This window comes from Marcopretia estuarina LEGE 06307 (assembly GCF_056633115.1).
In genome coordinates, this window is sequence record NZ_JBSJOY010000002.1 from 241,086 (window position 1) to 260,940 (window position 19,855).

Below are 19,855 nucleotides of genomic sequence, written 5' to 3' on the forward strand. Positions count from 1 at the left end.
GTGGATCAATGGTGAGGGAGGCCTACTTCTTGATCTTCAGGCTGTCGAGATAGGCCTGTGGATTCTCCGGGTCGTAGATGGTCCCGTCGAAGAAGGTTTCCTTGCCGCGGCTGGAGCTGGTGGGGATCTCGGCGGCGGGCAGGCCCAGCTCTGTGGCGGCCTGGCGCCAGAGGTCTTCGCGAACAACCTTGTCGTTGATCGCCTTGGCCTGATCCACCGTATCGACCACGCCGGGATAGAACTTCCAGCGCATCGATTCGAGCAGGAACCAGAGGGTGAGGCTCTTGTAGGGATAGGAGATCACACCGCGATCACTGGCCCAGTAGAGCGGCCCTAGCGCCGGATCGTTTACCGGTTTCATGTCGGCCCCAAGTTTGTACTGGCCCATGAGCGCCTCCTCCAGCACCGGCGCGGGAATGTTGTACCACTTGCGGGAGCTCAGGATCGTGGCCACCTCGGCGCGGTTCTCGGGCTTGTCCATCCATTGCTGGGCCTCGATCAACCCTTTGATCAGAGCAATGGTGGCCTTGGGATGTTTATCCACCCAGTCGGCGCGAACGGCCAGGTACTCCTCAGGGTGGGTTTTCCAGATCTGGGCCATGTTTGCAGCCAGATAGCCCTTGCCATCGGTCACGATCCGCGATGGCCAGGGATCGCCGGTAGAGAAGGCCTCCATGGTGCCGTTGGTCATCCCCTGCAGGGTTTCGGTGGTCGGCACGGTCAGCAGTTCCACCTCGGTGTCGGGGTTGACGCCACCGGCGGCCAGCCAGTAACGGATCCAGATCTCCTGGTTGGCTTTCGGGAAAGTATACGAGGCGCGGAATTTGCGGCCTTCCTTCTTTGCGAAGTCCTGGAAGAAGGATCCCGATTGCCTGAGGTCATAGGTGAGCTTCGCGTCCTTGACGCTGTTGGAGGCTGCAATGCTGTTCCCCTGGCTCATCAACATCGCCAGCACATACATCGGTACCTTCTTGCCACCGGTGATCGCGCCTTCGCTGATCATCTGGGGCATGGGCATTTGCCACTGACCGCCATCGATACCGCCTCCAGCGGAACCGAGCACCGCGTTGTCGCGGGCTGAAGACCAGCTGGCCTGCTTGGTGAGGTTCACATCAAGGCCATGCTTGGCGAAGTAACCCTTCTCAACGGCCACCACCAGAGGCGCGGCCTCAAGGATGGGGATGAAGCCCAGGTTGATGGTTTTGGTCTCAAGCCCCTTGTCGGCGACGGCAGTTGCCGGTGCGCTGGCGGTGCCGCCGGGCTCCGTTGGGTTGCCCATGCAGCCGGCGAGCAGGGCGCTGCCCAGCACGGCACTGCCCATCAGGGCGAGAAAACGGCGTCGTCTCGTCATCGGAATTTGGATAGGGAGAAAGGGTTTAACGGCTGGACGTCAGGTCCAGAAATGAAAGGTTTGATCGAGGCCACGTTCACCAAAGAAACCGGTGATGCGGTGAACGGCGAATGGCCGAATGGGCGGCCCTAGGGATGGGGCATGGGTCACCGTTGCGGCGGTCGAGAGAAGTTAATGCCTAGCTGAATCGGCTGGGTGCTTTGGTGCTGAAGGATTGCCAATCGCACCGATTAGCCTGGCCTATGCATCGAAATCTGGTCGATGGAGCAAAGGTTGCCTGGCCCAGTCTTTGGCTGGGTCTTTGCTCAACGTTCCTCTTCCCAGGAGACCCGCCCCTTCCAGGTTGCATCAACGCAATGGTGCGATTCCAGTGGCCCCTTCGCCTGGGCCAACGCGTGCCATGTCCCGATGCAAAGTCACTCCGCCCTGCACGATCGTGTTGCCCATCGCGGTGTGCCGGCATCAACGCGCCTTCCCCTGCTCTTTCCCCACGACCTGCCCACAACTCCCACGCCATTCGCTCACTGCTCCTCCGGGAGTGCAGGCACACGCGCAGACGCGTCTGCAGCTGCCGCTGTCAGTACAGCGTCCGATGGGGATGTGGCAGCAGCAGGTCAACCTCTCCTTGCGTCCCGATCATTCCTGCGGCCTTGTAGTGGCTCAGGGCTTTGGTGATGCTCACACGCGTCGTGCCGCAGATCTCGGCCAGCACGCGATGCGTCAGGTTCATCTCCTGCAGCGACAGCAGGGTTCCCCTGCTGTTCACTATGCCGAAACGCTCGCCGATCCAGCGCAGTAGATGCAGAAGCCGAGCGTCGACCGGACGCAACCGACCGATTCTCAGCAGGGTGGTCATCTGGGCGATCTGGCTGTGGAGCGAGGCTGTCAATTCCTCCGGCGAAGGTGTCACCTCCACCAGCAGGGCTCTCGTCAGGCAGGCCCTTTCGGTGGGCTGCCACTCGGGCCTCGGGGGTGGCAAAAGGTCGCCAGGGCCCGCTAATCCGATAGTGACCACCTCTCCCTCCGGCGACCAGGTGTTGGTGCGAACGTACCCATCATTTACTCTCCAGCAGTGCACCGAAGGCACCAGGCTCCTGGATTCCAGAGTGAGCTTGAGCGTCCGTATGGGTGGCTGGATCGTCATGGTGGGTGGCCGGCAGAGGCAAGGAGAGAGTGAAACCATTCGTGCAAGCCCGCTGCATCAACCCGACGCGCAAGCCCGCCGCATAGGCCCGACGTGCCAGTCCGACTGGCAGGGATGACGCACAAGCGGCACATGTTCACCTGGTTGATGGCAGCCCAGCTGTGGCCGTGCGTTACCCACACGGTTCCTCCCGTGGAGGACTCCGCCATCTGCTTCTCAGGCTGGCTGACTGCCAGAGAAGCTGAAACGTCCGGCCCGGCTTGCTGCTCTGAGACGATCAGCTCAGGGCCTTGGTGCGTGGGCGTGGACCGCAGGATCAGGAGAGAGCAACCATCGAAACAGGTCCAATCGTCTCCGTAGCTGTAGCGGCAGGGGCGGTTGAATCGAGGCTGGCTGGAGCAGGGTCAGCGCCCCGGTGTGCGTGATGAAGGGTGAGGCGATCTGCTGGAGACCGGGAAAGACTAGGGATCGTGTTCAGGTTTGGGCGGTGCCGAACCACAGGATTCGAAATGCAGGCGATCAGTGCGGTTGATGAAAGCCGCACGGGCCATCCCTACACCTGCGTCTGGCGTGCCCCTGGCCGCTTTCGCTGCAGCGGCGTAGTTTGCCCGTGCTGTTGGTTGCAGGAGCGTGAGAGCGGTCACGGGCGCCACTTCAGCCATTGCCACCTGGAGCGCGTGCGGGCGACGGGTCAGCCTGGCCACCATCCATGGCAAGGAACGGGTGATGGCCCGGCCGCTGCGCCGGGCCCTCGGCGTGGAGCTGGTGCTCGCCGACGCCTTTGACACCGACAGCCTCGGCACCTTCTGCGGCGAACGGCCCCGCCCGGCGGATGCTGCCACCACCTGTCGCCTCAAAGCGGAAGCGGGCATGGCGGCCACCGGGCTCGACCTCGGCCTGGCCAGCGAAGGCAGCTTCGGGCCCCATCCTGCGCTCCCTTTCCTTCCCCTGGCCACCGAGTGGATGACCTGGGTGGACCGCCGCCACGACCTGGTGATCACCGAGCGGCTGAGCGGCTGCCGCACGAACTTCGACCATTGCACCGCGGCCCCCGGCACCTCGCTTGAGGCCTGGCTGACCCGCATCGGCTTCCCGCGCCATGCCGTGATCGTGCGTCCCCATCAGCCCGATGCGGAGCCGTTTCTGCGCAAGGGGGTCGGCAGCGCCGCGGAGCTGACGCAGGCGATCGAGCAGGCCAGCGCCGCGTCCGCCGATGGCCTGGCGCTGGTGGAAACGGACATGCGGGCCCACTGCAACCCCACCCGCATGGCCTCGATCCGCGCCCTCACCTTCCGGCTGGTGCGGCGCATTGCCACCCCCTGCCCCGCCTGTGGGGCACCCGGCTGGGGGCCGGTGGAGTCCCTGCCGGGACTGCCCTGCGGCTGGTGCGGCAGTCCCACCTCGCTGCTGCGGGCGGAGCGTTTCGGCTGTGTTCGCTGCGAGGCCAGCGAGGAGCATCCGCGCCGGGATGGGCTGTTGCAGGCCGATCCGCAGCACTGCCCTTACTGCAACCCCTGAGGGCGGGGCCCGCCCGGCGTTGATCGTCCTGGCCTGTGGCGGGCATTAGGAGCTCCAATCGAACACACGACCTGCTTCCCCGCCGCTGTTCTTAGGTTGAGCGCCACCGACCCGTTCTCTCCCGAGGCACCAGGCATGACACCCGTCGCCACGGCCGCTGCGCCCCCCGCCCCGCCCCGCCTTTCGTTGCAGTGCGAGCCGATCGGGCCCGACACCACCACGCTCCGCTCGCTCGACTGGGACCGCAGCCGCTTCGACATCGAGTTCGGCCTTCGCAACGGCACCACCTACAACGCCTTTCTGGTGCGGGGGGAACGCACCGCCCTGATCGACACCAGCCACGCCAAGTTCGAGGACACCTGGCTGCCGCTGCTGGAGCAGCAGATCGATCCAGCCGCGATCGATTTCCTGATCGTGTCCCACACCGAACCCGACCACTCCGGCCTGATCGGCGCCCTGCTCGACCGCAACCCGGAGATCGAGATCGTGGCCTCCAAGGTGGCGATCGCCTACCTGGCCGACCAGGTGCACCGCCCCTTCCGCAGCCGCGCGGTGAAAAGCGGGGAGGAGCTCGATCTGGGCACGAACCCCGAGAGCGGTGTGGCGCACCGCTTCGAATTCCTCAGTGCCCCCAACCTGCACTGGCCCGACACGATCTTTTCGTTCGATCACGGCACCCGCATCCTCTACACCTGCGATGCCTTCGGCCTTCATTACTGCGGCAACGACGTCTTCGATAGCGATCCCGGCGCTATCGCTCCCGACTTCCGCTTCTATTACGACTGCCTGATGGGCCCCAACGCCCGCAGCGTGCTGCAGGCGCTCAAGCGCATGGACGCTCTGCCCGAGATCGCCATGATCGCCACCGGCCACGGGCCACTGCTGCGTGAGCACCTGCGCCTCTGGATCGGCGACTACCGCGACTGGAGCAGCCAGCGCAGCGCCGGCGAAACCTATGCGGCGGTCTGTTATGTGAGCCAGTACGGCTTCTGTGACCGGCTCAGCCAGGCGATCGCCCGCGGCATCGGCAAGGCGGAGGCCCAGGTGCAGCTGGTGGATCTGCGCGCCTCCGATCCTCAGGAATTGGCCGCCCTGGTGGGGGAGGCCAGTGCTGTGGTGGTGCCCACCTGGCCCGCCAACCCCGATGGGGATCTGCAGCAATCGATCGGCACGCTGCTGGCGGCGCTCAAGCCCAAGCAGTGGGTGGCCTGCTACGACGCCTTCGGCGGCAATGATCAACCGATCGACAGCGTGGCCAGCCAGCTGCGTGGCCTGGGCCAGAAGGAGGCCTTTGCGCCGCTGCGCATCCGCCAGGCCCCCGATGGCAACGATTACCAGCGGTGCGAAGAGGCCGGCACCGACCTGGGCCAGCTGCTCACCAAGGCGAAAACGATCGCTGCCATGAAGGCGATCGACGCCGATGTGGACAAGGCGCTGGGGCGGCTCAGCGGTGGGCTTTACATCGTGACCGCCCGCCAGGAGGAACGCAGCAGCGCCATGGTGGCCAGCTGGGTGAGCCAGGCCAGCTTCGATCCACCGGGCCTCTCGATCGCCGTGGCCAAAGATCGCGCCATCGAGGCGCTGATGCAGGTGGACGACCGCTTCGTTCTCAACATCCTGCGCGAAGACAACTACCAGTCCCTGCTGCGCCATTTCCTCAAGCGCTTCCCCCCCGGCGCCGACCGCTTCGCCGGGGTGCCCACCCTTGAGGGCGCTGCCGCCGGTGGTCCGGTGCTGAGCGATGCCCTCGCCTTCCTGGGCTGCCGGGTGGTGCAGCGTATGGAAACCCCCGACCACTGGATCATCTACGCCGCAGTGGAGGAGGGCACGGTGTCCGACACCGAAGCCGCCACGGCCGTGCATCACCGCAAGGTGGGGAACCATTACTGATGGCTGATCTCGTTCTTGATCCCACCATTCCGGCCGCGGAGGTGATCGACCGCAGCGTCATCGCCATTCCGCTGGAAGACGGCCTGACCTGCCTGCGCTGCCTCAGCCCCAAGCGGCTGCGCTTCGAGGTGGAGTACGGCCTGGAGCGCGGCACCAGCGCCAATGCCTTCCTGTTTGCCGGTGGCCTCAACAGTGCCCAGCGGGAGATCCCGCCGGTGCTGGTGCACCCCCCGGGCGCTTCCTTCACTGCGCCGTTCCTGGCCCAGCTGGCCGCCCTGGTGCCGGCGCAGGCACCGCTCAAGGTGGTGGTCGGTCACGTCAACCCCAACCGGGTGGCGCTGCTGCGCGAGCTGGCGGCCGCCTGGCCCGCCCTGATGCTGGTGGCCTCCAATACCGGCGCCCGGCTGGTGGAGGAGCTGTGGCAGCAGCGCCGGCCTCCTGCTCCGGGCAGCGAGGCGGAAGAGCCGCCACTGCCTGCCCTGCCGCCGATCGATGTGGTGAAGCACGAGGTGAGCCGCGATCTGGCTGGCGGCTTCCGCCTCACCCTGCTGCCCGCCCCCACGCCCCGCTGGCCCGGAGCCCTGATCGCCTTCGAGGAGCGCACTGGCCTGCTGATGAGCGGCAAGTTCTTCGCCGCCCACCTCTGCAGCGAGGCCTATGCGGAAGCCAACCGCGACAGCACCGAGGAAGACCGACGCCACTTCTACGACTGCCTGATGGCGCCGATGGCCCGCCAGGTGGAAACGGTGGTCGACCGGCTCGATGAGCTGGAGATCCGCACCATCGCGCCCGGCCATGGCCCGGCGATCACCGAAAGCTGGCGCAGCCTGCTGGCCGATTACCGGCGCTGGGGCGAGAACCTCGAGAAAACCCGCCTGTCGGTGGCGCTGCTCTATGCCAGCGCCTACGGCAACACCGCCGCCCTCGCCGATGCCATCGCCCAGGGCGTGGCGCGCACGGGCGTGCGGGTGGAGAGCATCAACTGCGAGTTCGCCCCCCCCGACCAGCTGCTCGAAGCGATCCGCAGCTGCGATGCGGTGCTGATCGGCTCCCCCACCCTGGGCGGCCACGCCCCCACGCCGATCGTTTCGGCGCTCGGCACCCTGCTGGCTGAAGGCGATCGCGCCCGGCCTGTGGGGGTGTTCGGCAGCTTCGGCTGGAGCGGTGAAGCCATTGATCTTCTGGAAACCAAGCTGCGGGATGGCGGCTTCCGCTTCGCCTTCGAGCCGATCCGGGTGAAGTTCAGCCCCGATCCCCCCACGCTCAAGCGCATGGAGGAAACGGGCACGGCCCTGGGGCGGCAGCTGCTCAACCAGCAGAAGCGTCAACGGCGCGTGGTGGCCGGTGGCCTCAGCGAAAGCCGCAGCAACCCGGCGGTGCTGGCCCTTGGGCGCGTGGTGGGCTCGCTCTGCGTGCTCACCTGCGTGAAGGGAGAAGGGGCGGCGGCCCTGAGCGGCGGCATGGTGGCCAGCTGGGTGAGCCAGGCCAGCTTCACGCCCCCCGGCTTCACGGTGGCGGTGGCCCGGGATCGCGCCGTGGAGAGCCTGCTGCACGTGGGCGACCGCTTCGTGCTCAACGTGCTGGCTGAAGGCCGCGAGACCGGCCCGATGAAGCGCTTCCTTCAGCCCTACCCCCCCGGCGCCGACCGGCTGGCGGGTCTGGAACTGGAGCACAGTCCGGCGGGTCAGCCCGTGCTGCCCGACGCACTGGCCTGGCTGGAGGCCAGCGTGAGCCAGCGGATGGAATGCGGCGATCACTGGCTGGTGTACGCCCAGGTGAGCCATGGCGGACTGCTGGACGGCAGCGGCGTCACCGCCGTGCACCAGCGCCGTAGCGGCGCCACCTACTGAGCCACTGACTGAGGCAGCGGCACGTTCGGCAGGGGCGAACGTGCCTCGCGGAAACAGGGCGCCTCGAACAGCCGGCGCTGGCTCAGGCTTTGCACCCGAGGGGGAACGCCCGGCTTGGAGTAGCGCAGCACGAAGATCTGGTCGAACTCCATCGCACCGATGGCGGGCATCGTCGCCCAGCCCAGCCCCCGGGCCAGTTCCGGCATGTGGCGGTGCTCCCAGAACAGCACCACGTTGCCGCCCTTGTAGGCCGGCTGGCTGAGGATCTCCTGCCCATCCATGAAGGAATCCTCCAGTGACGACTGGGCAATCGAAATGTTGATGCCGGTGGCCACCCCCAGCGGCACGGCGCTCTGGTAGCTGCGGGCGTTCTTGCTGGATTCGGGGTTGAGGAAGAAGGTGCGGATGTGGGTCGGAGCCCCGAAGCAGGCGGGAAGGAGCCGGCCCAGGTTGATCGAGCGCAGGAAGCCGCGGGCCGAGAGGTTGTAGTTGCCATCGCCGGAGGCCACCTTGTCGCCGTGGCGCAGCAGGATCACCTGCCGGGGCAGCGCCCCCACAGGCGCGGCACCAAGGACGACGGCGGCCACAGCAACAGCGGCGGCCGCAGTGGCGCGGAGCCGCGGTCCGATGGTGGCCGCGGCACGGCGGCGGTGTGAACCTGGGAAGGCCATGGGCTGTGGGCTGTGAGCTGTGGGCGGTGGGTCCGGCCGGAACAGACGTCTGCGGGCGCAGGGTCCCATGGTGGCAGTGCAGCAGGCTCGACCCGCGAGGGTGGCCGTTCCACCACAGCCTCCGAAGCGGCCTCATCCCAGCCTCCCCACAGGCCCGGGGCACCGCGCTGCGCCACCGTCGCCCTGCAACGGCCCACCTCCCATCCCACTGCACGCCGTCTCCATGGACATCGCCAAACCCGGCACCCTCGCCAACCTCGAAGCGGCCTTCGGCGGCGAGAGCATGGCCAACCGCAAGTACCTTTTCTTCGCTGATGTGGCCAAGCAGCTCGGCAACAGCGAGCTGGCCCGCCTCTTCCGCGACACCGCCGCCCAGGAAACCGAGCACGCCTTCGCGCACTTCCGCCTGCTCCACCCCGAGCTGGTGGTGGCCGATCCCGCCGCGCTCTCAGAAGAAGCCAGACAAGAGGTGCTGAGCCGCTGCCTGGAGCTGGCGATCGAGGGTGAAACCTACGAGTACACCACCATGTATCCGGAGTTCGCCGCCCAGGCCCGCGCCGATCGCGATGACGGTGCCGTGGCCGAATTCACCGAGCAGATCGCCGAATCCGAGCAGCATGCCGGCCTCTTCCGTCAGGCGGCCAGCAACTTCGGCCGGCTCACCCCGATCGAGCACCACCACGCCGACCGCTACAGCGTGGCCCTCGAAGCCCTTCAGGGCCAGGGCGCGGCCGGAGAAAGCGAGCCCGTGGCCGGCCTGTGGATCTGCAAGGTGTGTTCGGTGATCTACGACCCGGCCCTGGGCGATCCGGACTCAGGCATCGTCGCCGGCACGCCGTTCGAGGCCATCCCCGACAGCTGGGTCTGCCCGCTCTGCGGCACCCGCAAGGCCAATTTCATCCCCTACCGGGAGCCGGTGCTGCTGCCGGCCTGAGCCGCCGCAACCGCTGGAGCGCGCCGCCGCGTCCATCACGACTCCGGTGGCGCCGCCCCCCAGGCGTGCAGGCTCTCCAGCACGGGAATCAGCGACCGGCCGCGCGGGGTGAGGCGGTATTCCACCCGCGGCGGCACCTCGGCAAACACCTCGCGCTCCACCACCCCTGCGGCCTCCAGATCCCGCAGCTGGCTGGTGAGCACCTTGTGGCTCACGCCCACCAGGGCCCGCTGCAAGCCGGAAAACCGCTGCGTGCCCTCCGCCAGCTCCCGCAGCACGTGCACCTTCCAGCGCCCCCGCATGACGCTCAGCGCCAGCTCGGCAGGGCAAAGGGTGTGGTCGTGGGCGTCCAGGAATCCATCCGCTTGCTCCATGCGCTTGCACCATCCACTGGCACCAGGGTTACTGACAGGTGAGTGACGCACATGGCGGTGCGTTCTTGTCAGGCAGGCCCCAAGCGATCCACTCTGATTCAAGGGGGAGAGCTGCCGCCCGCTTGATGGGCTGATCCCCATCGCTTCCGCCTGGCCGACCGGTGACCTTGCACACCTGCCAAGCCAGTGGAGCGGGGCCATCCTGTGGCGGCAGCCCGTCCCGGTCATCCGTCGTTTCCGCCATGACCATCGACCTGTTCACGCCCCTGGCCGTAGGGCCCCTGGAGCTGCCCAACCGGGTGCTGATGGCCCCGCTCACCCGATCCCGCGCTGAAGAGGGTCACATCCCCGGCCCGCTGATGGCGGAGTACTACGGCCAGCGGGCCTCCGCCGGGTTGATCATTGCCGAGGCCACCATGGCGATGGAGGGCCACTCCGCCTTCATCCGCGAACCCGGCATCCATTCGGCGGCCCAGGTGGAGGGCTGGACACGCACCACCGAGGCGGTGCACGCCCGCGGCGGCCGGATCGTGCTGCAGATCTGGCACGGCGGCCGGGCCTGCCATCCCCTGCTCAACAACGGCCTTCAGCCGGTGGCCCCCAGCGCCATCGCCATCAGCGGCGACCAGATCCACACCCCCCAGGGCAAGGTGGATTACGTGGTGCCGCGCGCCCTGGCCGACGACGAGCTGCCGGCGATCGTGGCGGGCTTCCGCTTGGCGGCCCGCCACGCCATCGCTGCCGGTTTCGACGGCGTGGAGGTGCACGGCGCCAATGGCTATCTCCTCGATGAATTCCTGCGCGATGGCAGCAACCAGCGCAGCGGCCCCTATGGCGGCCCGATCGAGAACCGGGCGCGGCTGCTGCTGGAGGTGATCGAGGCGGTACGCGCCGAAACGGAGCTGGTGGGGCTGCGCCTCTCGCCGCTCAACAGCTACAACGCCATGCGCGACAGCGATCCCGTGGCGCTCGCCAGCTGGCTGGCCGATCACCTCAACGGCACCGGCCTCGCCTACCTCCACCTGATGCGCGGCGACTTCCTCCAGCAGCAGCTTGGCGATGTGCTCACGCCGGTGCGCGAGCGCTTCCAGGGGGTTGCTGATCGCCAACATGGGCTACACCGCCGCCGAAGCCAACGCCGCCATCGCCGCCGGCGCCATCGATGCGGTGGCCTTCGGCACGGCCTTCCTGGCCAACCCGGATCTGCCGGAGCGGCTGCGCAGCGGCGCACCGCTCAACACGCCGGACCCTGCCACCTTCTACAGCCCCGGCCCCGCCGGCTACACCGACTACCCCTTCCTGAGCGCCGCTGCCTGATCAACGCTGGCGCAGGCCCCCAGCCTGTGCTGCTCGAGACCCAGTGCCACCCGTTGCCTGCGCCAGGCCCGACCCATCCCCTCCTCACCCACCATCCACTCCCGGGAGCCTCGCCATGACCACCACCAACGCCCAGCGTTCTGCCGCTACCCCGGTGTTCCGCCCCGGCACGGAGCGCTTCCACAGCCAGCTCGACTGGCTGGACAGCTGGCACAGCTTTTCCTTCTCCAGCCACTTCGATCCGGCCTGGATGGGATTCGGTCCGCTGCGGGTGATCAACGACGACACGATCGCCGCCGGCCGCGGCTTCGGCATGCATCCCCACAACGACATGGAGATCGTCACGGTGATGGTGGAAGGGGAACTCACCCACCGCGATTCGATGGGCAACGGTGAGGTGTTGCGCGCTGGTGAAGTGCAGCGCATGAGCGCCGGCACCGGTGTGGTGCACAGCGAAATCAACAAAGGGGCGACCCCCTGCCGGTTGCTGCAGATCTGGATCGAACCTTCCAGCACCGGCATCCCGCCCGCCTATGAGCAGAAGCCCTTCGCCGTCGGAGAGGGCTGGACCCTGCTGCTGGACCCCGAGCGGCGGGACGGCGCCATGGCGGTGCACCGACCGGTGCGGCTCTGGCGCGCCCGGCCGGCGGCCGGCACCCGCCTGGAGCTGCCGGCGGCGGCCGGCCACCGGCTCTGGATGCAGCTGATCGACGGCAGCCTCACGCTGGAAGGCGGCCGCCGGCTGGAGCGCGGCGATGGCCTGGGCTTCGAGGTCCCAGGCTCCGCCAGTGGCACTGGCACTCCTCCGGCCAGCACCCCCACCAGCGCCCTCCCCGCCGCCGCCCATGCGGTGCCGCGTGAGCTGGTGACCGGTGAAGCCGGCGCCGACCTGCTGCTGTTTGAGCTGGCCTGAGTTGGGGCGGGTTGGTGCTGGCTGGTCTGGATCCAGGTCGACCTGGGTGTGTCCTAGGCGTCGTTAATTCCTTGCCGAAAGGAAGCGAAAGATGCTGCCGAATGCGAATGAGTTCGCTCAAATGGGGGTGTTCCCGTTACCGCGTTCGGTGATGGCCACAGCCCGCTCTCGCTCTGACGCCAGCCTGCCCACCATTCTTCCGTCTGCCGATGGCAACGGCCGGAGTTGGGTGGTGCGCTACCGCGGTTTCGTGCTCATGCCTCAGCCTGATCTCACCTGGCTGGTTCGCCCGGAGCGCAGCCCCATGGACGTGCTGCCGTTCCGGGCTCCCGCCAGTTCACTGGCGGATGTGAAGGCCTTGGTGGATTGGCGCCTCGGCAAGGCCGCCTGAGACCTTGGCTCAGGCCGCCTGCGGCGGTGTGGGCCCCCCGGCCTGGAAGGGAAGCACCAGGGTGACCCAGGTGTCCGGACGTGCCGGACGGTGCCGGCGGGGTTGACGCACGCCGAAGGGAACACGCACCACGTTGGTGCCCTCCACACGGATTGTTTCGCCGCGGGCGGAGGAATGGGCCAGGGATCCGGGAATCGGCGGCAGTTCGGGGGCGCGCGTCAACGGAGCGGGTTTGTCAGCACGGATCGACAGCTCAGAGAGCGTCGGAGGATTGAAGGGAGGGCCGTCGTTGCCGTTCATTGGGTGGGTCGAGACGTTTGCCGTGGCCTTGGGGGCTGCTGATCCTGTGACTTGTCGCCCGAGCTTGCCTCGTGGGGTGGGATCCAGCAACCGGGAATTCTTTAAACAATCAGTTGATTGTAGCAGTGGCACACATGCCCGTCTGAAACTCCAGTCACTGCCTGATCAGCTCCCTATCGTGATGGCGTTGATCGTGGGGGGCGTCTGAACGGCTAGGCGTGCCGGCTCAGCGCCGATAGAGAGGCGAGGCCCCAGGCCTGCTTGGAGCCGCCCGGCCTGATCGGCACGGCATGGCGGGCGCTCAGATCGCCAGCGCCACCCGCTGCGGCGTGACGGCCACGCTGCTGCTGGCCAGCTCCTCCACCGAGGGGCAGGTGCACACCAGGTTGCGATCGCCATAGGCGTTGTCGATGCGGGCCACCGCCGGCCAGAACTTGTTCTGCCGCTGGCTGTCGCCAGCCGGGAAGGCCGCCTCGCTGCGGCTGTAAGGGCGATCCCAGAGGTCGGCGGTGACGGCCGCCAGGGTGTGCGGCGCCCGCTTCAAGGGGTTGTTCTGCGCATCGGCCTGCCCCGCCTCGATCGCAGCCGCCTCGGCGCGGATTGCCACCATGGCGTCGCAGAAGCGGTCGATCTCCGCCAGGGACTCGCTTTCGGTGGGCTCCACCATCACCGTGCCCGCTACCGGCCAGCTCACCGTGGGGGCATGGAAGCCGTAATCCATCAGCCGCTTGGCCAGGTCGTCGACCTCGAGGCCGGCGCTGCGTTTCAGCGGCCGCAGATCCAGGATGCATTCGTGGGCCACACGGCCGCCGCTGCCGCGGAACAGCACCGGGTAGTGGGGCTGGAGCCGCTCGGCGATCACGTTGGCGGAGAGCAGCGCCACCGCGCTGGCCTGCCTCAGGCCGGCGCCACCCATCATGCGGATGTACATCCAGCTGATCGGCAGGATGCCGGCGCTGCCCCAGGGGGCGGCTGACACTGGCCCGATCGCCGCCTGGCCGCCCACGGCCCCCAGCGGGTGTCCCGGCAGGAACGGCACCAGATGGCTGGCGACGGCAATCGGCCCGACCCCCGGCCCGCCACCGCCGTGGGGGATGCAGAAGGTTTTGTGCAGGTTCAGGTGGCACACGTCGGCGCCGTAGTGGCCGGGTTTGGCCAGGCCCACCTGGGCGTTGAGGTTGGCGCCATCGAGGTACACCTGGCCGCCGTGGCGGTGGACCACCTCGCAGAGCCGGCGGATGCCGGTTTCGAACACTCCGTGGGTGGAGGGATAGGTGACCATCACGGCCGCGAGAGCATCGGCGTGCTGGGTGGCTTTCGCCTCCAGGTCATCGAGATCGATGTTGCCGTTGGCATCGCAGGCCACCGGCACCACCTGCAACCCGGCCATCACGGCGCTGGCCGGGTTGGTGCCGTGGGCACTGGTGGGAATCAGGCAGACGTTGCGGTGCGCCTCGCCGCGGCTGTGGTGCCAGGCCCGGATCACCAGCAGCCCCGCATATTCCCCCTGGGAGCCGGCGTTGGGTTGCAGCGACACCCCGGCAAAGCCGGTGATCACCGCCAGCCAGGCCTCCAGATCGGCCACCAGCCGCTGGTAGCCGGCCTGCTGGGCGGCGGGGGCGAAGGGATGCAGTTCGGCGAAGGCGGGCCAGCTCACCGGCGCCAGTTCGGCGGCGGCATTGAGCTTCATCGTGCAGCTGCCGAGCGGGATCATGCCGTGCACCAGCGAGAGATCCTTCGCCACCAGGCGCTGGATGTAGCGCAGCAGTTCCGACTCGCTGTGGTGCCGCTGGAAGACCTCCTGCTGCAGCCAGGGCTCATGGCGCAGGGGCAGCCCCGCCAGCAGGGTGGCGTCGTCGGGCAGGGCGGCGAGCAGGGCGGCAGCGGTGGGCAGGGGGCCAGCGTTGTGCTCCGCCCTGTCAGGGCTTTCTAGGCGGCCTGTGCCATCCGGGCCGACAGCGGCGGCGAAGAGGGCGAGCAGGCGATCGAGCTCGACGCTGTCGGTGCGCTCATCCAGGCTGATCGCCACACCGGTGAGCGCCCCGCCCGGTGCGGTGAGCGGCCGCAGATTGAAGCCGGCGGCATCCGCCCGCTCCAGCAGCTCGCCGGCCCCGGGCAGGGTGAGGCTGAGCGTGTCGAAGGCGGCGCCGGGCTGCACCGCCAGCCCGAGGCCAGCGAGGCCCGCAGTCAGGGCGGCCCGCTGACGCAGCACCCGCCGGGCTATCGCCGTGAGCCCGCCGGGGCCGTGATGCACCGCATAGAAGCTGGCCATCACCGCCAGCAACACCTGGGCGGTGCAGATGTTGCTGGTGGCCTTGTCGCGGCGGATGTGCTGCTCGCGGGTCTGCAGGGCCAGGCGCAGGGCTGGGCGGCCTTCCGCATCCAGCGAGCGACCCACCAGCCGGCCGGGAATCTGGCGCTTGTGCGCGTCGGTGGTGGCGAAGAAGGCGGCATGGGGCCCGCCGCCGCCGAGCGGCACGCCGAAGCGCTGGGTGCTGCCCACGGCGATGTCGGCGCCGAGGGCACCCACCGGCTCCAGCAGCACCTGGGCCAGCGGATCCACCGCCGCCGTCACCATCGCCCCGACCGCATGGGCGGCGGCGATCGCCGCGCGCGGATCCCAGAGGCGGCCGCTGGCGCCGGGCAGTTGCAGCAGCAGCCCGAACACCGTGGGGTCGAGGGGAGAGGCCGCATTTCCAGCGGCGAGCGTGGCGGGATCCACCAGCTCCACCACGAGGCCGAGCGGTTCGGCCCGGGTCTGCAGCACGGCCAGGGTCTGGGGGAACACGTCCTGATCCACCAGGAAGCGGCGGGCTTCAGGCCGCCGACAGGCGCCGAAGCTGAGCGCCATCGCTTCGGCCGCGGCGGTGCCTTCATCCAGCAGCGAGGCGTTGGCGATCGGCAGGCCGGTGAGTTCGCTGATCAGGGTCTGGAAGTTGAGCAGCGCCTCCAGGCGGCCCTGGGCGATCTCAGCCTGGTAAGGGGTGTAGGCCGTGTACCAGCAGGGGTTTTCCAGCACGTGGCGCTGGATCAGTGCCGGCGTCACGGTGCCGTAGTAGCCGAGGCCGATCAGGCTGCGGCGCACCTGGTTGGTGGCGGCGATGGCGCGCAGCTCGCCCAGCGCCTGGGCTTCGTCCACCCCCAGCGGCAGGTCGGCCGCTGCGGCGCTCGCCTCAATGAGGATGTCGGCCGGCACCACCTCGGCCACGAACGCCTCGAGATCGCTGGCGCCCAGCCGATCAAGCATCGCCTGCAGCTCCTGGGGCGATGGCCCGAGATGCCGCTCCAGGAAAGGAGAGGAGCCGTCGGGGTCAGCGAAGGGTGCGGTCACGGCGCGACGCCCGGCATCAGGGGCGGATCTTAGGGAAAGCTGACGAGACGACGTTCCAACACAGCGCCCGCCCCTTTGGCGAACCCCGTCCGTTCTGCGAGGCCTGCCGGCCTCAGTTCCGCTCTGGGGCCGACGGATCTGCTGCGCCTGCGTCGCTCAGCTGCCTTCCACCTTCAGGCGGTAAGTGGCGGCATCCATGAGATCAGCGAATTCGGCGGCGTCGCTGGGCCGCACCAGCAGCAGCCAGCCTTCGCCGTGGGGATCGTTCTGCAGTTCTTCCGGGCTGGTCAGCACCGCTTCGTTGCGCAGCTCCACCGTGCCGCTGATCGGCGCGTACATCTCCTCCACCGCCTTCACCGATTCCACCGAGCCGAAACTGGAGCCTCGCTCCAGCTGGCTGCCCACCTCCGGCAGCTCCACGAACACGATGTCGCCCAGCTGATCGACGGCGAAGGCGCTCACGCCGATGCGCATCAGCTCCCCATCCGGCCGGGCGTATTCATGGCTGTCCGCATAGCGGCAGTCGTCGGGGAACTGGAGCGCCATCGAAGGCGGAAGCAAAGACGAGGCCAGTCTGACCGGCCTTGGCGCTGCGGGCTCAGCTCAGCCGCTGCGGATTCAGGGCCGTGAGCGCCCGCTCCAGGGCCAGCTCCACGTGGGCGCGGTGGGTGCCTCCCTGGGCGAACAGCACGTAGGGCTCGCGCAGGGGGGCGTCGGCGGAGAACTCACTGGTGCTGCCGTCGATGAAGCTGCCGCCGGCCATCACCAGCTCACTGGCGTATCCCGGCATGGGCGCCGGCACCGGGTCGAGGTAAGCGCCCACCGGCGAACAGGCCTGAAAGGCGCGGCACACCTGGATCAACGGCTCCGGCGCCCCGAAGCGCACGGCCTGGATCACGTCACTGCGGGGGGCCCCCACCAGCGGCTGTACGGCATAGCCGAGTGCGCTGAACACGGAGGCCACCAGCTCGGCGCCGATCAGGGCCTCTGCCACCATCTGAGGCGCCAGGAACAATCCCTGGAACAGCAGCCGATAGAGATCGAAGCCGGTGCCCCCCTCGCTGCCGATGCCCGGCGCCGTCAGCCGGCAGCAGGCCCGCTCCACCCATTCGGCGCCGCCGGCCACGTAGCCGCCGGTGGGGGCAATCGTGCCGCCGGCGTTCTTGATCAGCGAGCCGGCGATCAGGTCGGCGCCCACGGCCGGGGGCTCCAGCCCCTCCACGAATTCGCCATAGCAGTTGTCGACGAAGCAGAGGCAACCGGGCTGCAGCTGCTTCACGCGCTCCACCAGGCGGCCGATCGTGGCCACCTGCAGCGAGGGCCGCCAGCTGTAGCCACAACTGCGCTGGATCAGCACCAGCCGGGTGGGGGGTGTGAGGGCGGCGGCGAGGCCGTCCTCCTCCACCGTGCCATCGGCCCGCAGGGCGAGCTCGTCGTAGTGGATGCCGAACTCGGCCAGCGACCCCTGGCCGCTGCCGCGCAGGCCGATTACTTCTTCCAATGTGTCGTAAGGGCGGCCGGTGATCGAGAGCAGGCGGTCGCCCGGCCGCAGCACGCCGAACAGGGCTGCGGCGATGGCGTGGGTGCCGCTGACGAACTGCAGCCGCACCGCCGCCGCCTCCGCCCCCAGCACCCGGGCGAACACCCGGTCCAGCACCTCCCGGCCCAGGTCGCCGTGGCCGTAGCCGCTCACCGAGGCGAAGTGATGGGGGCCGAGACGTTCGGCGGCGAAGGCGGCCAGCACCCTCTCCAGTCCGGGCTTCACCGCGGCGGTGTGCCGGGCCGCCAGCGGCGCGATCCGCGCAGCGGCGGCTGCCACCTGCTCGCAGGCCCAGGCCGAGGCGGTTCCTTTCTCGTCCTGCCCGTCCATCCCCGCCACCCAAGCCGGTGGCCATGCTGCCTGCCGGCCTCACCCTCGCCGCTAGATTTCCTGCTGATGTGTTGGCTACAAACGGCCTTCATCACCAGGTTCTGGTGAGCCACTCTCTCCTTCGGGAGCTTCCAGCAGCGGGTTCTGCCCGCTGAGGGCGAACGGGTGAACTCCAGCCTGCGTCACTTTCGCGAGAGTTCATTTGGTCGCCGCTTCAGATGCCCCTTCGACCGCTACCCCGGCGGATCCGCGGGCCCCGTTCAAGCCCCTGCGCAGCCATGGGGGCCACGCTTCCGATCGCCAGGAAGCCCTCATCCGCGCCGGTGTGACGGCCCGACGCCCCCCTCTGCCAAAGGGCCAGCGGACGTACAAGTTCGGCACCACGGCGTTCATGCTCGCCATCCACGTCGGGGCGGTGTTCGCCCTGCTGCCCCGCTTCTGGAGCTGGCAGAGCGTGGTGGCGCTGGCGGTTCTCTACTGGGTCACGGTGCTGGGGGTCACGCTCGGCCTGCACCGCCTGCTGGCCCACCGCAGCTTCGTCGCCCCCCGCTGGGTGGAGCGCACCCTGGTGCTGATGGGCACTCTGGCCTGCCAGAGCGGCCCGATCGAATGGGTGGGGCTGCACCGCCACCACCACAAGTTCTCTGACCAGGCCAACGACCACCACGACGCCGGCCGCGGCCTCTGGTGGAGTCACAGCGACTGGATGCTGCATGAGATCCCTGCCGTGCAGCACGTGGAGAGGTTCACGGGCGACCTGCAGCGCGACCCCTTCTACCGCTGGCTGGATCGCTGGTTCCTGCTGCTGCAGATCCCCCTGGGCGCGGCCCTGTGGTGGTACGGCGAGCGGGCCAATGTGCACGGCGGCGGCCTGGGCATGGTGCTCTGGGCCATCCCCCTGAGGCTGGTGATCGTGTATCACGTCACCTGGCTGGTGAACAGCGCCACCCACGCCTTCGGCTACCGCAACTTCGACAGCCCCGATCTGTCGCGCAACTGCTGGTGGGTGGCGATCCTCTCCTTCGGCGAGGGCTGGCACAACAACCACCATGCCCACCCGGCCAGCGCCCGCCACGGCCTGCGCTGGTTCGAGTTCGACATCACCTGGCAGCACATCAAGCTGCTGCGTTCCCTGGGCCTGGCCAAGCGCATCCGTGAGGCCCGCTACGTGCCCGGTGCGGCCTACGCCCCCAACTCCTGACGGATGGCGGCCCCCAGTTCGCTGCTGGTCGCACCGGCCACAGTGCTGTCAGCCAGCTGAGCAGCCTTGCGTCGCAGCACGGTCAGGAACTGAGCCGTGCTCAGTTCCTGGTCGCCGGCAGCACCCAGGCCAGCCAGGGTGCTTTTCAGGTCCAGCAGCTCGCTTTCCAGCTCTGCGGCTTCAAAATCCCGCTGACCGGCCATCACCGCCGCGAAGCGCTCGCGCCGCTGCGCCTTCTCCGGCGGGTATGCCCCCAGGACGGCCTCGCGGCACAGGCGCCAGGGCCTGCCGGCGGTGAGCAGCTCCGCCAAGGCGAAGCTGAGGGCCGGGGCTTCGGCCGAGGCGATGCGCAGGTCGAAAGCGGCCGGCGGCTGACGCTGGCCCACGAAAATCTCCAGAAATCCCCCGGGCCCGAGGGGCCGTCCGTCGTCGTCGTTGAGCAGCGGCACACTGCCGGTCCCCAGCGCTTCGAGCAGTTCCGGGTGGCCGGTCAGGGCGCTGCGGCTGTCGGCGCTGCCGGACGCGGCGATCCATTGGTTGATGCGCCCCAAGGCGAGAAACACCTCCGGTCCCGGGGAGGCCAGCTTGCGGTTGCGCAGCATCGACACCTGGGAACTGTGGAGGCGGCCGAGATCAAGCACCTCGGCTAAACCGGGAAGGATGCGGTGGGACCAGCCGTTGCGCTCATGCCAGGCCCTGATCAGATGCGCAAAGGCTTCGCGGCCTGATCCGATTTCTTCCTGATATCCCACTCAATCCGAATCCGAACTGCTACTATTCTAAAAGACCGATCAGGAACC

17 protein-coding genes are annotated in these 19,855 nt (G+C 68.4%); 8 read left to right on the forward strand and 9 right to left on the reverse strand.

Going from position 1 to position 19,855, the window contains the following annotated elements:
- Positions 1-22: 22 nt before the first annotated feature.
- Both ACWJI3_RS05485 and ACWJI3_RS05490 read right to left on the reverse strand, forming a co-directional pair.
- Positions 23-1,351, reverse strand: a complete 1,329-nt coding sequence (locus tag ACWJI3_RS05485; protein ID WP_480203130.1) for a CmpA/NrtA family ABC transporter substrate-binding protein — start codon at positions 1,349-1,351, stop codon at positions 23-25.
- Between the two features lie 577 nt (positions 1,352-1,928).
- Positions 1,929-2,207, reverse strand: coding sequence for a helix-turn-helix domain-containing protein (locus tag ACWJI3_RS05490; protein ID WP_480203131.1), 279 nt, complete (start codon positions 2,205-2,207; stop codon positions 1,929-1,931).
- Positions 2,208-3,125: 918 nt separating this feature from the next.
- Between ACWJI3_RS05490 and ACWJI3_RS05495 the strand changes: the two genes are divergently transcribed.
- The 3 genes from ACWJI3_RS05495 (at position 3,126) to ACWJI3_RS05505 (ending at position 7,753) form a co-directional block, all read left to right on the forward strand.
- Positions 3,126-4,013 carry a DUF6671 family protein gene (locus tag ACWJI3_RS05495; protein ID WP_480203132.1) on the forward strand — a complete coding sequence of 296 codons (888 nt, stop codon included), beginning with the start codon at positions 3,126-3,128 and terminating at the stop codon, positions 4,011-4,013.
- A 135-nt stretch (positions 4,014-4,148) separates the two neighbouring features.
- Complete coding sequence (locus ACWJI3_RS05500) at positions 4,149-5,903, forward strand: diflavin flavoprotein (protein ID WP_094511346.1); 1,755 nt, start codon at positions 4,149-4,151, stop codon at positions 5,901-5,903.
- Positions 5,903-7,753: a diflavin flavoprotein gene (locus ACWJI3_RS05505; protein WP_480203133.1), complete on the forward strand. Its 1,851-nt coding sequence runs from the start codon at positions 5,903-5,905 to the stop codon at positions 7,751-7,753. The genes ACWJI3_RS05500 and ACWJI3_RS05505 overlap by 1 nt, the downstream gene beginning before the upstream one ends.
- On the opposite strand, the gene ACWJI3_RS05510 is transcribed toward ACWJI3_RS05505, so the two are convergent.
- Positions 7,747-8,424: a histidine phosphatase family protein gene (locus ACWJI3_RS05510; protein ID WP_094511350.1), complete on the reverse strand. Its 678-nt coding sequence runs from the start codon at positions 8,422-8,424 to the stop codon at positions 7,747-7,749. The two genes, ACWJI3_RS05505 and ACWJI3_RS05510, sit on opposite strands and share 7 nt — an antisense overlap.
- Before the next feature lie 223 nt (positions 8,425-8,647).
- Here ACWJI3_RS05510 and ACWJI3_RS05515 point away from each other — a divergent pair, with 223 nt between their 5' ends.
- A complete protein-coding gene (locus tag ACWJI3_RS05515; protein WP_255100366.1) occupies positions 8,648-9,358 on the forward strand; it encodes a rubrerythrin family protein in 711 nt (236 codons plus the stop codon).
- Between the two features lie 35 nt (positions 9,359-9,393).
- On the opposite strand, the gene ACWJI3_RS05520 is transcribed toward ACWJI3_RS05515, so the two are convergent.
- Positions 9,394-9,732 (reverse strand): winged helix-turn-helix transcriptional regulator, encoded by a 339-nt coding sequence (locus tag ACWJI3_RS05520; RefSeq protein ID WP_480203134.1) that lies wholly within the window; start codon positions 9,730-9,732, stop codon positions 9,394-9,396.
- A 242-nt stretch (positions 9,733-9,974) separates the two neighbouring features.
- Here ACWJI3_RS05520 and ACWJI3_RS05525 point away from each other — a divergent pair, with 242 nt between their 5' ends.
- The 3 genes from ACWJI3_RS05525 (at position 9,975) to ACWJI3_RS05535 (ending at position 12,353) form a co-directional block, all read left to right on the forward strand.
- Positions 9,975-11,168 (forward strand): alkene reductase, encoded by a 1,194-nt coding sequence (locus ACWJI3_RS05525; protein ID WP_480203135.1) that lies wholly within the window; start codon positions 9,975-9,977, stop codon positions 11,166-11,168.
- Positions 11,165-11,962 carry a pirin family protein gene (locus tag ACWJI3_RS05530; protein ID WP_094511358.1) on the forward strand — a complete coding sequence of 266 codons (798 nt, stop codon included), beginning with the start codon at positions 11,165-11,167 and terminating at the stop codon, positions 11,960-11,962. The genes ACWJI3_RS05525 and ACWJI3_RS05530 overlap by 4 nt, the downstream gene beginning before the upstream one ends.
- A gap of 151 nt (positions 11,963-12,113) precedes the next feature.
- A complete protein-coding gene (locus tag ACWJI3_RS05535; protein ID WP_255100362.1) occupies positions 12,114-12,353 on the forward strand; it encodes a hypothetical protein in 240 nt (79 codons plus the stop codon).
- Positions 12,354-12,362: 9 nt separating this feature from the next.
- Here the strand turns inward: ACWJI3_RS05535 and ACWJI3_RS05540 are convergent, their stop codons facing one another.
- From ACWJI3_RS05540 to ACWJI3_RS05555, 4 genes are all read right to left on the reverse strand, one after another.
- Positions 12,363-12,575: a hypothetical protein gene (locus tag ACWJI3_RS05540; protein ID WP_233132877.1), complete on the reverse strand. Its 213-nt coding sequence runs from the start codon at positions 12,573-12,575 to the stop codon at positions 12,363-12,365.
- A gap of 379 nt (positions 12,576-12,954) precedes the next feature.
- Entirely contained in the window at positions 12,955-15,900 is a 2,946-nt protein-coding gene (gene gcvP, locus ACWJI3_RS05545; protein ID WP_480203367.1) for an aminomethyl-transferring glycine dehydrogenase, read from the reverse strand.
- Between the two features lie 240 nt (positions 15,901-16,140).
- On the reverse strand, positions 16,141-16,530 hold the full coding sequence (gene gcvH, locus ACWJI3_RS05550; protein WP_094511364.1) for a glycine cleavage system protein GcvH: 390 nt from the start codon (positions 16,528-16,530) through the stop codon (positions 16,141-16,143).
- A 52-nt stretch (positions 16,531-16,582) separates the two neighbouring features.
- Positions 16,583-17,854, reverse strand: coding sequence for a methionine gamma-lyase family protein (locus tag ACWJI3_RS05555; protein WP_094511367.1), 1,272 nt, complete (start codon positions 17,852-17,854; stop codon positions 16,583-16,585).
- Between the two features lie 313 nt (positions 17,855-18,167).
- Between ACWJI3_RS05555 and ACWJI3_RS05560 the strand changes: the two genes are divergently transcribed.
- Positions 18,168-19,055, forward strand: a complete 888-nt coding sequence (locus ACWJI3_RS05560) for an acyl-CoA desaturase (protein ID WP_233132887.1) — start codon at positions 18,168-18,170, stop codon at positions 19,053-19,055.
- Here the strand turns inward: ACWJI3_RS05560 and ACWJI3_RS05565 are convergent.
- A complete protein-coding gene (locus ACWJI3_RS05565) occupies positions 19,037-19,807 on the reverse strand; it encodes a hypothetical protein (RefSeq protein ID WP_255100359.1) in 771 nt (256 codons plus the stop codon). The genes ACWJI3_RS05560 and ACWJI3_RS05565 overlap by 19 nt on opposite strands.
- Positions 19,808-19,855: the final 48 nt, after the last annotated feature.